9 protein-coding genes and 2 pseudogenes are annotated in these 13,529 nt (G+C 50.9%); all 11 read right to left on the bottom strand.

Annotated features, from left to right (window positions below; genetic code table 11):
- Positions 1-3: 3 nt before the first annotated feature.
- Complete coding sequence (locus KO116_RS26095) at positions 4-2,916, bottom strand: rhamnan synthesis F family protein (protein WP_144408597.1); 2,913 nt, start codon at positions 2,914-2,916, stop codon at positions 4-6.
- 69 nt (positions 2,917-2,985) lie between these two features.
- Entirely contained in the window at positions 2,986-3,858 is an 873-nt protein-coding gene (locus KO116_RS14575; RefSeq protein WP_035566810.1) for an NAD-dependent epimerase/dehydratase family protein, read from the bottom strand.
- A 34-nt stretch (positions 3,859-3,892) separates the two neighbouring features.
- Complete coding sequence (gene rfbC, locus KO116_RS14580) at positions 3,893-4,441, bottom strand: dTDP-4-dehydrorhamnose 3,5-epimerase (RefSeq protein ID WP_035566812.1); 549 nt, start codon at positions 4,439-4,441, stop codon at positions 3,893-3,895.
- 190 nt (positions 4,442-4,631) lie between these two features.
- On the bottom strand, positions 4,632-5,522 hold the full coding sequence (rfbA, locus tag KO116_RS14585; protein WP_035566814.1) for a glucose-1-phosphate thymidylyltransferase RfbA: 891 nt from the start codon (positions 5,520-5,522) through the stop codon (positions 4,632-4,634).
- A gap of 420 nt (positions 5,523-5,942) precedes the next feature.
- Positions 5,943-6,833 carry a dTDP-4-dehydrorhamnose reductase gene (rfbD, locus tag KO116_RS14590; protein ID WP_035566815.1) on the bottom strand — a complete coding sequence of 297 codons (891 nt, stop codon included), beginning with the start codon at positions 6,831-6,833 and terminating at the stop codon, positions 5,943-5,945.
- Between the two features lie 100 nt (positions 6,834-6,933).
- Positions 6,934-7,776, bottom strand: a pseudogene (gene rfbB, locus KO116_RS14595) (dTDP-glucose 4,6-dehydratase); the annotation flags it as partial.
- Between the two features lie 236 nt (positions 7,777-8,012).
- On the bottom strand, positions 8,013-9,392 hold the full coding sequence (locus KO116_RS14600; RefSeq protein ID WP_035564251.1) for an IS1380 family transposase: 1,380 nt from the start codon (positions 9,390-9,392) through the stop codon (positions 8,013-8,015).
- A 101-nt stretch (positions 9,393-9,493) separates the two neighbouring features.
- A pseudogene (locus KO116_RS14605) lies at positions 9,494-9,724 on the bottom strand (GDP-mannose 4,6-dehydratase); the annotation flags it as partial.
- A complete protein-coding gene (locus KO116_RS25845; protein ID WP_235272399.1) occupies positions 9,721-10,854 on the bottom strand; it encodes an ABC transporter ATP-binding protein in 1,134 nt (377 codons plus the stop codon). The gene KO116_RS25845 and the pseudogene KO116_RS14605, both read right to left, overlap by 4 nt.
- Before the next feature lie 34 nt (positions 10,855-10,888).
- On the bottom strand, positions 10,889-12,055 hold the full coding sequence (locus tag KO116_RS14615; RefSeq protein WP_035566819.1) for a nucleotide sugar dehydrogenase: 1,167 nt from the start codon (positions 12,053-12,055) through the stop codon (positions 10,889-10,891).
- 67 nt (positions 12,056-12,122) lie between these two features.
- Positions 12,123-13,514, bottom strand: coding sequence for an MBL fold metallo-hydrolase (locus tag KO116_RS14620; protein WP_035566821.1), 1,392 nt, complete (start codon positions 13,512-13,514; stop codon positions 12,123-12,125).
- Between the last annotated feature and the right edge of the window lie 15 nt (positions 13,515-13,529).

Raw genomic sequence — 13,529 nt, forward strand, 5'->3', positions numbered from 1 at the left:
ATATCACCAATGCGTATTAGATGTGTAAACACGTTGAGCGCGATACCCTGTTTCCTGAACCAACTGCGGTATCACTCGTTCAAAGGCGTGGAGTACTGAGCCATCGTAAGGTACGGGCTCTGGCAGTTTAAAGGTCTCTGGATCCCAGCGCGTTAGGTCTCTTAGGGCTTCTGCCCGCGCCCAAAACATAGTGCCCAAAGGAAAGCACCGGTAAGCGGGCCAGCGCGAGTAGCCCAAGGGCTCCAACAGCTCTTCTATCCACTTGCCGTTATCGGCTTCATCGACCATGTGACTGTCTTCTGCAAATACCAACCCCACGCGCTTATCTGCAAACTGCCCCATTATCTCGTTCGCGGCCGAACGCGACCCCATTAAATTGGTCAGCAGGTAGCGCCGCCATCTATCCCCTATGCCGTCCGCATTGTCAGTCGATTTTTTGGTATGAAAGTGGCCAACCACCTCGTAATGACCGTAAATTTTTTCCACGAACAGCCGGTGGAAGGGATAAACATCTCGACCGCAGTTATCTACTTTTTGGGTATACACCGTGCCTGTAATAGAACTCTGTAATAGCTCAAGCTGCTCAGGTGTCAGATCGGGTATATGGCTCACAAACAAATCTACATTTTGGTCTGCCAGATTTTTAAAATACGCGCAGTAGTCCGGTATTAGATCGGCAAAGTAGACATGAAACTGTAAGGCAATCGTATCCGGGGCATCGTCAGTACCGGCACCTGTTACCCGGTGAACGGGCATCGCAGGGTCTTCGCTACCCATTACGCTTTCTACCAGCGCTTCAAAGCGACCAGGCTGCTGATGGTAGGCATCTAACGCACGCTGTATATCACAGCCGGGGAACGGCTTGGATAGTGCGACCCCTTTGCGCAGCAGGCTCAGGAAATGCGTCGCCTTGTCCCCACCGGTTGAGAAGTTTAAACCGTAAAAAGTGGGGTCAAATTTCAGCTTAAAGCGTTCTGATTCGGCCACCTTGCGCACTTCGCTGCTGCGCTGATTGGCCTCAACTAAGGCTTCCTGCAATGCATCAATATAGCGGTCAAAATCGAGCTGCTGATGGCAGAGCTCGATGTTTTTACCATCGCGGGTCATCAGTGTGTCTAGGTTTTCAGACAACAGCTGCGCAAGATGATGCGGGTTGCCGTACTTACCAATAACCGCCCGGGCAGCATGTTCTTTTACAAAGTCAGCAACACCGCTGGCTTCTTCAAACACGCCTAGCCCACAATCCGCATTCAGCGCATCAATCGCCACGTTGGGGAATGGGTCAAGCCGAGACGTAAGCAAGTAAATGTCGACATCTCTTAACGCTGCGGCCACATCATGTACCGCGCCGGGGAAGTGGACACGCTCACTGATGCCTACCCTTTGTATAAAGGCATCCAACCATACGCTGACCAACACATCATCTTCACTATAGCCATTACCCAGCCATACAAATTGAAGATGCTCGGCCCGGTGGTCACCCTTCATTTGCAGGGTGCAGTAGAGGTGGTAGCAGGTTTCCAGGAACCAATCGACGCCTTTGCGCGGTTGCACATGCCCCGCTCCGGCAATAATGATGGCCTTTTCATCCAGCCCCAGTAATTTTCTTAATGACCAGTCTTTATCCACGTGGGCTTGAAAGCCAAGATACCCTTGCGGCTGAATACGGATATTGTTCAGTTCATGCTTGATACCGGCTTTGGTGTTAAGTTCATGTATTCCAGAACGCGCTAGACTTTCTGCCGGGTAAATAATCACATCAGAGGTCAGCAACATGCGGCCAATTTTACCCACGGGGCGGGTATACTCCGCAAACTCATGCAGCAAACTCAGCGTTGGTAAGCCTAAGTTGGCCGCCGCATCGGCCATATTGATTGACTCGACTGAGTTCAGCAGTACCGTTTTAAGGTCATGGTGATCCATCAAGTATTTGAGCGAAAGCTCTAACGCGGCAATACCGTTATGCGCGGGTGCGTCCAGATGGAGCGTTCCTATTTCTATGAACCGCTCTCTTAATTCGCCCCCCCGTAGCACGGCGGTAATAACATTGAAACGCCCTGCAAACCTACGCGCCACTTCGAGCGCTACGATAGGTGCCCCGGTGGCGGATGCTTCATGGCTTACGACCAGAAGCGTTTCTAATCCTTCCTGTTTTGCTACTCCACCTTGTGTCAATAGTTCCGGGATATCCAGACAGCCTGCTCGGCCCTCTTTAAAGCCGTGCATTATAAAGTGGTGGAACGCATTAATGGGCGCGTTACGAATATCGGGGTAAATTGATTCGTAGAACTTTTGATCAAAAAAACCTTCAATTTTCGCGTTGCCGTGTTCGGATATCTGGATTAACTCATCCAGCCACGGCCCTAACCTCTCTCCTTTGGCCGCTGCAGCGGGTACCTTTTCGCTGGTCAGCAGTTCCCGTAGTCGGTTTTTTAACACGCTGTTAAAGCCGCTTGCGGCATCCACAGGCGGTGGTGCTGGTGCTGGCTCCGCTGGTGGCTCAGCGGGCTTGGGTGGTTCTGGCTCTGGTTTGTGTGGTTCCTGCTGAGGTTGTTCTTGCTGGGCCTGGGCAGGTTTGGCAGGTTGTACCTGAGCTGGTGTAGCCACCGGTTTGGGGGGCACCGCTGCTTCTGGTTTTGGGGATGGCTCAGCTTTGGCAGGCGCTACCGGTTCCACCGTAGGGCTTGGCCAAGCGGGCCGTCCTTCTTTTTTGCCGTATAGCAGGTAGTGCACCAACGGGTTGGCGCCATCCATCTCTACATCGGGGTTTGTTTCCAGGTAGTAAGCGGAATCAAACCATTCCGGCTCCACTACCGGGTATTCATAAAAATGTTCAAGAAAAAAGGCGATCGGGTCTTCAATACCGGGGGGCAATGTAGTGGCATAGCGCTGCCAATCTACCTTGGATCTCTCCAATAAGGGTTTGAACTTTGGCTCCGTACGTTGTTGAGGTCGCAAGGCCTTTCTAAAAAGCGATTTCATTGATTAGCCAAGCCTCTTTTGCATATAGCGCTCTATGGTCATGGCCCATTCAGGTTTGCCCAATGCGGCCTCAAGCTTTTCAGTTGAAATAGAGCTATTGACGATATCGGAGGGGCTCGCCGTTCGCTCTACAACCACCGCGGAGGGTTTTAGTTCTTGGGCATAATCAATAATCCACTGCAGTGATGTTGGCGTTCCATTACCTACATTGTAAATACCGGTATGCCCTTCCAGCGCCATACGCACCAGTATTTTGGCCATGCAGGGGGCATAGATAAAGTCCCGCATCGCTTTTTGTGGGAAGGCGGCTACAAAAGGCTCATTCTTACTTAGCTGCGTTATTAATACATCAATCAGCCCATGGTTCGAAGCGGTAGGGTTACCATAAGGGTTGGACACTCTGGCGCAGGCGAAAGGCACATTGTAATCCTGTGCATAGCTGCGATACATCGACTCTTCCATCACCTTCATACGGCCATACCACGAACGGGGCCGAACGGGGTCGGTCTCACAGCTGGGCCGCTCGGCTGCTTCACCGTACACCGTCCCCGCTGAAGAAATATGCAACAGCCCTGCAGGCGGATGGTTCTGAAGATAGCGTATAAAACGTTCGAGGCTAGCCCAGAATTCGTTCATGGCTGCCGTGAAATTTTCATTGAAGTTTCTGGGCTTCAGCCCCCCTAACGCATTAATAATAATAGGCTTTGAACGCAATACCTTTGTCACTGATGGTGCATCAGTTAATGCAATGGTTGGCTTGTCGCCGCCGCGGATATTTCGCGCCACCCCAACCCATTCAATACCTTGCTTATCAAGCTCGTTCCCAATACTTGATCCTATAAACCCTGTTGACCCAAGCAGTAGCACACTGGCCATAATTTTATCACCTCCCCCAATCCTCCCGACAATATTAATTGAACTTAGGTGCGGCATCAAAGGGTATGCCTTGAGCATCCTTTTCAGAAACCTTCAGCTCAACGCTGTCAATAATTCCCCAGTCAATCGCTAACGAACTGTCATCCCAACGAATGCAGTGTTCATCACCTGGAGCATAGTAGTCGGTGCATTTGTACTGAAATTCCGCGTCTTCACTCATAACGTAAAAACCGTGGGCAAACCCTGGCGGCACCCAGAGCAGGCGCTTATTGTCTTCGGTCAATATCGCACCCACCCACTGACCAAAGGTGGGGCTTGATTGGCGAAGGTCTACCGCCACATCGAACACCTCGCCACGGCTAACGCGCACCAATTTTCCCTGCGGGGTTTGCAACTGATAATGCAAGCCGCGGAGTGTTCCTTGGGAAGACCTACTGTGGTTGTCTTGTACAAACTGATAATCCCCGCAGTGCTGCTCAAATTCGTTCTGGCGGAATGTTTCCATGAAGAAACCGCGCTCGTCGCCAAAGACCTTGGGGGTAAGCAGTACTACATCAGGAATAGCAAGCTTTTCGTAATGCATGGATAGTTCCTTTATTGCCATCGGCATCTATGGAAAAGTGCCAGTGATAGGGCCAGTGGCTAGCGTTATGCTTACTACACTAGGCACTCACTGAAGCAGCCTTTAAAAAAGTCTAAAAGCATCGTTCACTGAGAACCTGTGCCTAACACTTTTTATTTAAGTCACCTACTTATTTAATACACTTGTTTGATTAAGTCGCTTGTTTGATTAAGCGTTGTAGGTATTGACCATACTGTGTTTTTGCAAGTGGTTTGGCGAGTTCAGAGAGTTGCTCATCGCTGATCCAACCTTGCTGCCATGCAACTTCTTCAAGACAAGCCACCTTTAAGCCTTGACGGTGTTCAATCGTTTGCACGTATTGGCTGGCTTCTAGAAGACTGTCGTGGGTGCCGGTATCTAGCCAGGCAAACCCACGACCTAAGCGCTCAACGCGCAGGTCGCCACGCTCAAGATAAGTGTTATTAACACTGGTAATTTCCAGCTCGCCCCGCTCTGAGGGTTGAACGTTTTTAGCGATCTCCACTACATCATTATCGTAGAAATAGAGGCCGGTGACGGCATGTGCTGATTTAGGCACTTTGGGCTTTTCTTCAATGGAAATTGCTTTGCCATCTTCACTGAATTCAACGACCCCAAACCGTTCTGGGTCTTTCACCAGGTAGCCAAACACAGTGGCGCCACTTGGCTGGGTATCCGCCCGCTTTAGCTGTTCTGAAAAGTGCTGACCATGGAAAATATTATCGCCTAATACAAGACAAACGGGGCTATCCCCAATAAATTCTTCTCCAATAACAAAGGCTTGTGCGAGGCCGTCGGGGCTGGGTTGCTCTGCGTATTCAAACCTAATACCAAAGGATGCGCCGTCGCCAAGCAATTGCTTATATTGGGGAAGGTCTTCTGGGGTTGAAATGATCAGTATTTCGCGAATACCGGCCAGCATCAGCACTGAAACCGGGTAATAAATCATCGGTTTGTCGTAAACCGGGAGTAGTTGTTTAGACACTCCTCGGGTGATCGGGTGAAGACGTGTACCTGAACCGCCTGCGAGAATAATGCCCTTCCGTTTAGGTATATTACTCACATTTACCCCCTTAATAAGTTTTTCAATAAGCTTGATAGGATAACGACTGAACTACGCCATAATGAGAAAAAATCGATTTTCTAATTTTAATATTACAGTCGCCGTTCAATAATTTTACGTACTATCTCCCCTGTACTTTTCCCTTAGTACTTTTTTCTTCGCACTTTTTCCTTAGTCCGTTTTTCTTCGTACCTTTTTCTGCGTACTTTTCTCTCGTATTATCTGCACAGTACTTTTCATTGCCCTTTAGCCTGCTAATTTTCTCATAGACCAGCACTGAATTGACGCTTAAAGCCTAATATAGTTCCTATATACGTCGCTACCGTTTAATCATTTTACTAGCAGGCTAATAATTACCAATGAAGTGGTTTGTCAATATAAATACACAACTATCCAAATACCTATCCGCCAAATTTTTCATTAATCCAAATATTCCTGCAAAGTTAGTGCCAACTGACTTTCCCAAGATGGCAATATTAAATCTAATTCAGCTTCTAGCTTAACGAGTGACATGCGTGAATTCAATGGGCGTTTTGCAGGCGTTGGGTATTCCGCAGTGAGTATACCCTGGGTGTTTTCAGGTTTTATGACAAGCGGCACACCCGCTTGCATTGCCTGCTGAAAAATTTCGCTTGCAAAACCATACCAACTGGTAGCTCCAGCAGGTGCCAAGTGGTAAATACCTGATGAAACACGTGATTCAAGAGATGAGCCGTGAGGTGTAAAGGCGAGCGCCGTGACCTGGGCGATCAAGCGAGCGGGAGTAGGCGCGCCAATTTGGTCGTTAACAATATTTAACGCTTCTTTCTCTTGGCCAAGACGCAGCATGGTCTTCATAAAGTTGCTACCACGCGCGGCATATACCCAACTGGTGCGAAAAATCAGGTGGCTTGCACCACTTTCGACCACTGCTAAGTCACCTTCGAGCTTAGTTTGCCCATAAACGCTTAACGGCCCTGTGGGGCTATCTTCCTGCCACGGAATTTCGCCATCGCCTGGGTAAACATAATCACTTGAATAATGCACTAGGCTAATTTTTTGGCGAGCAGCGTATTGGGCTAGCTGTGCAGGTAAGCCCGCATTCAGCCGCTTAGCCAGGTCTGGTTCGCTTTCGGCTTTATCAACTGCGGTATACGCTGCGGCATTGAGGATCAACCCAGGGTTATGCTGGCTGAGGTAGGCCTCAACCGCTTGCTCATCGCGAAGATCAAGCTCTTGCCGAGTCGGTGTCAGGATATCACCGAAGAGAGAAAATTGACGTTGCAGCTCAAAGCCAACTTGTCCGTTACTACCGGTAATTAGAATTTTCATAAAGTAACCTTTCCTGCCACGAACTAACACTAAAATACAGACAGTATCAAAAGTACACAACTTTTTTGTCAGTGCTTTTCGTGACCAATTTAAATCAACGTTAACTTACGCCTAACCGCTCGCCTTTATAGCTGCCGTCTTGAACGCGTTTCCACCATGTTTCGTTGGCGAGATACCATTCGACGGTTTTGCGCAGGCCGGTCTCGAAGGTTTCTTGGGGAGTCCAGCCCAGCTCGCGTTCAATTTTGCTAGCATCAATGGCGTAGCGTACGTCATGACCAGGACGGTCGGTGACGAAGGTGATGAGTTCGCGGTAGGATGCTTCTTTGGGTACTAGCTCCTGGAGGAGGTCGCACAGTGTTTCTACTACGGTGAGGTTGGCTTTTTCGTTATGCCCACCAATGTTGTAGGTTTCACCCACCTGCCCTTCGCTTGCTACTTTAATTAGCGCCCGTGCGTGGTCTTCGACATAAAGCCAATCACGAATCTGCTGGCCATCGCCGTATACGGGTAAGGCTTTCCCTGATAGCGCGTTGAGGATCATCAGTGGGATAAGCTTTTCAGGGAAGTGATACGGCCCGTAATTATTTGAGCAGTTGGTCACCAATGTGGGTAGGCCATAGGTACGCTGCCATGCCCTCACTAGATGATCCGAGCTCGCCTTGCTGGCTGAATATGGTGAGCTAGGGGCATAAGGCGTTTGTTCAGTAAAAAGATCATCAACACCTTCTAAATCGCCATATACCTCGTCAGTGGAGATGTGGTGGAAGCGAAATTGTTGCGCTTTATTGGCGTTTTGCTGCTGCAATTGTTTCCAGTACCCGCGAGCAGCTTCCAGCAGCACTGCCGTGCCTACTACATTGGTGTGTATGAACTCAGCGGGGCCATCTATAGAACGGTCAACGTGACTTTCTGCTGCAAGATGCATGACGACATCAGGCTTAACCCCGCCTTATTCACGAGGGCGCTGATTGAGCGGTCTGAAGGTACTGGCTGTTGGCATTGCTTATCAGGATTCGCATCTTCAGCGCGAGTGGCTGTTGAGTAATGCCAGAACGCAGCCCTTTTCCTACTTACTTATAGCTCTTTGGAATCAATGGCGGCCGTCCAAGCAGCCGTGATCGCCGACCGCCGCTCCGGTCGCTCGCTTTCTGATGCTGTGGTGGTCTCGCAGGAGCGTCAGCTCAGTGCGGTCAGCTTCGGCAGCCCCTTAAGCAAGGTCGGCCACCACTTGTCGGCAGCGGCTCCGAGATGAACCGTGATTCGCCGAGCGTGCAGCCTCAGCGTGGCGGCGACCTTCAGCACCTGCTCGCGCATCCGGCTGAGGCTCCAGCCTTGCCGGGTCTGCCGCTCCAGCAGGCAGCGCAGGCCATGCAGGACCTGGTAGGCGTAGAGGCTGAGCAGCAGGCTCACCTCGTTGCGGGCCATCACGTCCTGAACGGTGGAGGCGCCACGATCGGTCGACGAGAGGTGCACGTCCAGCGCCGACTTCACCTCGCCCATGTGCGCCTCGGCGCTGCCGCGCTTGCGGTAGAGCGCCAGGACCTTCTCCGGCGGCCAGTCGAACTTGCCGAGGTTGGTGACCAGGAAGAAGGCATGCAGCAGCAGGTCATCGGGGCGTTCCTGCACCACCAGCACCACGCGACGCGGTGCCGACCAAGAGCCCGCTTGATACTCCAGATCGTGGCACCACTCGCGAGGCTGCTCGGGTGGCCGGCCGGGTGGCCGCTTCAGGTGCGGTGCCGCCAGCTTCTGCAGGCCGGAGTGACTGCGCAGTCGGCCCAGGTACTCGATGTCGCGCTCTTCCAGGGCCTCCAGCGTCGCGTTGTCGGTGAAACCGGCGTCGATGCGCACCCGAACCTGGGCGCCGGTGCTCTCGTTGAGTCGCTTCACCAGGTGCGGGATCCAAGTGTCGGCGTTCTCGGCCGGGCCGGCGTTGCCCTCGCGCAGCAGCCCACCCACCATGTCGCCGGTCTCGGCCAGCGAGGCGACCAGCGGCGAGTAGATGCGGGCCCCGTAAAGGCCATGATAGGCCGACCCGCCCTGGTGGCCATGCACCTTGATCGGCAGGCCGTCGATGTCCAGCGTCAGCTGCTTGGGACGTTCACCGTTCTGCAGCGAGGTCAGGCGCCAGACCACCAGCCGCAGCAGGCCTTCGTGCACGGCATCGATATTGTCGTTACGACCGAGGCAGCTCAGCAGCCGCGACAGCGTGGCTTGAGACGGCCGGTCCTGGGCCAGGGGCGTTGTCCCGCGCGCATCGCTGCAGGCCAGCTGCCAGAGCGGATCACGGCGCAGCGTGTCGGTATCGCTGAGGTCGATCCAGCCCATCGCACGCTGCAGCACCAGGGTACGCAACTGGCTGGCCAGCGAATGAAGGATGCGCAGCGGGTGGCGTCGATCGACCAGATTGTCTTCCAGCGCCTCAATCACGCCGCTGTTGTCGAGGGCCTCACGCAACAGCAGAGCGCCGCTGTCGCTGGTAGTGCGCTGGCCGCTCAGCTCAACACGGACAGAGCCGTTGCATGAGGGCGTCCAGGTGGATAGGCTTTCACCCATAGCGGATGGCTCTCTTGGTTCAGATTCTTGCCGGAACGTTCTGATTTCTCAAGAGAATACCATCCGCTATCTTCGTTTTCAGGTCGGCCTCATGAATAAGGCGGGTTAACGTCTTCAAATAGCTGCTGCATGGCACGCGCGTCACAAATATCCGCCTGGATAAAGGTGTAGCGTTCATTATTGTCTACACTCGTTAGCGATTCTAAATTGCCAGCGTAAGTCAGCTTATCAACGTTGATAACATGGTGTGAGGTATTGTTAATTAATTCACGGACTACCGCCGAGCCGATGAAGCCTGCTCCTCCGGTAACAAGAAATGTTTTTTGATTCATCGGTTCCCTTCCTCTATGTGCGAGTTATTGACTTCATCAGAGACATTCTGCTGTGCTTGTTCCAGTGCTTCTAAATGCTTGCGAGCTTTAACTGTTTTGCGGTTCCGATTGGCTACATCTTTTTTTATAAACTGTTGGATATAAGGCAAAAATTGCTGCTCTTCGGCCGTTGCCTGAGCCTCTTTGGCTTTTTTGAGTTTCTGGCGACACTGCTGAAGATGTCGTTTTGCGCTGGGGATATCGCTGGGTAATGGCTCATCAGCTTCAGCCGTTGCCGTATTTCCTGGTACCGCCTTTGTAGGTGCGGTCTTTTTAGCAGCCTGGCCGCCAGCGGCAGAGGTACTTGCCGAGGCTTTGTCATTAGCGACTTTACTATCAGCATTACTGTTATTAGCAATACTTTCATTCGCTACACGGTTAGCAGTCGCGGGGGCTTTTGCGAGCTTGCTAGCTCTTGCTGCTTTTTTGGCATCGCTATCACGGTGGTAGGTTTTAATAGCAGCGTTAATGTCATCGAACCAGAAGGCCTCGCCCTCTTTTATATATACCCCTGCCTGGCATAGGTCTTTTAAGATGCCTTCTGAGTGCGACACCATGATAAGCGACGATTTACCTACCTTGGACCGAAACAGGGTCTTGGCCTTTTCTTTAAACGCCCGGTCACCAACGGCGGTGGCCTCATCTGAAATATACACATCAAAATCAAATGCTAGCGAAAGCCCAAACGATACGCGTGAGCGCATACCGGAGGAGTACGTCTTGACGGGCTCGTCGAAGGCTTCACCAATTTCGGCAAAGTCTTCAACAAACTCAATCACTCGCTGGACTTCTTGCGACTTTGAGCCTTGCACGCGAGCGACAAATTTGACGTTTTGCCGTCCTGTCATGTTGTTTTGCATGCCGCCCGTCACGCCCACCGGCCAGGAAACCCGGCTGCTGCGCACAACTTCGCCACGCTCTGGCGTATCCATACCGGCAATCAAGCGTAACAGGGTCGACTTACCAGCCCCGTTAGCACCGATTAGGCCCACACTGACGCCCCGCGGTATGGTGAGGTTGATATCTTTCAATACCCAGTCACTACCATGATGATTGTGGTAGCGCTTGTAGAGATTACGAATTTCAATCATGAATAAGCACGCTGTAAGCCTTTAAAAGATCTGTTTAATCGCTCCCAAACAGGTCGCGTGTGTATACCTTTGCTGAGACATCCGTGAGCTCGGGGGCCATGCGATTAGTCAATATTACATCGGCCTCTTGTTTAAAGGCTGCTAGGTCGCTAATCACACGAGAGTTAAAAAAGTGCTCCTCCTGCAAAGTAGGTTCGTAGACAATGACTTCTACCCCCTTGCCTTTGAGTCGCTTCATTACCCCTTGCATAGCGCTGGCGCGGAAATTGTCAGAGCCTGATTTCATGATCAGCCGATACACGCCTACCACACGTGGGTTACGCTTAAGAACCGATTCAGCAATAAAATCCTTACGCGTGCGATTAGCATCGACAATGGCTTTTATGATGTTATTGGGCACTTGATCATAGTTTGCCAACAGCTGTTTTGTGTCTTTAGGAAGGCAGTACCCGCCATAGCCGAAGCTGGGGTTGTTATAGTGATTACCAATACGAGGGTCTAGACTAACGCCTTCAATTATTTGCCGAGAATCCAAATCGTGATTTTCGGCGTACATATCCAGCTCATTAAAATAAGCGACACGCATGGCCAGGTAGGTGTTGGCGAAAAGTTTAATCGCCTCTGCTTCTGTGCTGTTCGTGAGTAAAATAGGGACTTCTTTTTTGATCGCGCCCTGCTCAAGGAGCGCAGCAAACATTTCACCGCGTTCCGAGCGCTCGCCAACAATAATCCGTGAGGGGTAAAGATTGTCGTGTAGCGCCTTGCCCTCCCGTAAGAACTCAGGAGAAAATATTAAATTTTGCGTACCAAAGCGCTCGCTCGCCTGTTTTGTATAACCTACTGGCACCGTGGATTTAATCACCATCAAGGCTGATGAGTTAACCTTCATTACCAGCTCGATGACTGCTTCAACGCTTTGAGTATTAAATGTATTAGTGATGGGGTCATAGTCGGTAGGCGTCGCGATAATGACAATGTCTGCCTGCGAATATGCGTGTTCAGCGTCCAGAGTGGCGTCAAAATTAAGCGCTGTATTGCTTAAGTATTCTGAAATTCCTTTGTCTTCTATCGGCGAGTGACGGCTATTAAGTAGGTCAATTTTTTCTTTGACGATATCAACCGCTACGACATCATTGTGCTGAGCGAGAAGTACTGCATTGGAGAGTCCGACATAACCGGTGCCCGCAACCGCAATTTTCATGACATACCTGCTATTGAAATAATACAAAGGGAATAGCGTATCGCGGCTATATACGTTACACAGTTCATTATGCACTCACTACCGTTAATGATTTTCCCGCCTGCTGATACAACTCTGCTAGCTTTTGCTTGAGTGCCGTTCGGGCGTCGTGCTCACCATGCACCAGGCGTATGATAGCTGGCCAGCGATGCATCCGCCTTACGTAGTTAAGTAAATCCTTTTGATCCGCGTGAGCGGAGTAACCACTCAGCGTGGTAATGCCTGCTTTAATATCAATTCGCTCCCCCTCAAGCTCAACCCAGCCGCCACGTGGGCCATATTGCTGTATATCACGACCAGGCGTACCAGCACCTTGGTAGCCTACAAATAGCACTTGATGACGTTCGTCTCCTAACATGGCTTTGAGGTAATTAATAATACGTCCACCTGTACACATGCCGCTAGCGGCAATCACCACCGCCGGACGGCCTGTTTTAGCCAAATAGGTCACTGCCCTTAAGTGTTCTTCATGACGCTCAATAGTGTAGAGATTGGCAAAGTTAAGCGGGTGGCGTCCACTGTCTAAGCGACGCTGGGCTTCTTTATCCCAGTAGGGTTTTAGTTCCCTATATACACTGGTAAAGCGTGCGGCCAGGGGAGAGTCAACTATAATTTCAAGTTCCTCCCACATTGATGAGTGTGCTTGATGAATGATGGTTTCCAATTCGTAAAGCAGTTCTTGAGTACGCCCAATACTAAAGGCGGGTACCATGACGGTTCCACCGTTTGTGAGTGCTTGTTCAACGGCAGCTTTCAAGGTGGCACGGCGGTTTCGGCGTTTAGGGTGATGGCGGTCACCGTAAGTGCTTTCAAGTACTAATTGGTCGCAACCATAGGGCGATTTTGGCGCTGGCAATAGCGGCGCATAAGGCGCGCCCAAATCGCCAGAGAATACGACTCTTTCTTTCTCACCAGTAGGAAATTGATGGTCAACTTCTACGTAACTGGAACCCAGAATGTGACCTGCCCGCTGGAGTTTTATACGTGTGGTGCCCGCCTCTGAGTTAGGTACGACACTTCGCCATTTTCCGTAGGGAACACTGATGAGCTGATGCTTTAATTGCTCTTGGAAGCGGTTAATTAGCTCTGCGTTACGGGTAAACCCAATCTTCAACGCATCATCAATTACTAAGGGCAGCAGCTTGGCAGAAGGGATGGAGCAGATAATAGGCCCTTTAAATCCCGCCGCTAGTAGGTAGGGCAGGCGCCCTATATGATCAATATGGACATGAGTGATTATTAATGCCTGAACAGTGCTGATATCGAATTCAATTTGTAATTGCTCAAAGCTGTTCCCCGCTTCATCTTCACCTTGAAATAGGCCGCAATCAATTAGCAGTGAGTGCTCACTATTTAATATGAGCTGGTGACAGCTTCCAGTGACGCCAGTGGCGCCACCGTGATGAATGATATTAAGCACTGACTTGTTTCCTCT

Source organism: Halomonas sp. KO116, assembly GCF_000734975.2.
GTDB classification, from domain to species: domain Bacteria; phylum Pseudomonadota; class Gammaproteobacteria; order Pseudomonadales; family Halomonadaceae; genus Vreelandella; species Vreelandella glaciei.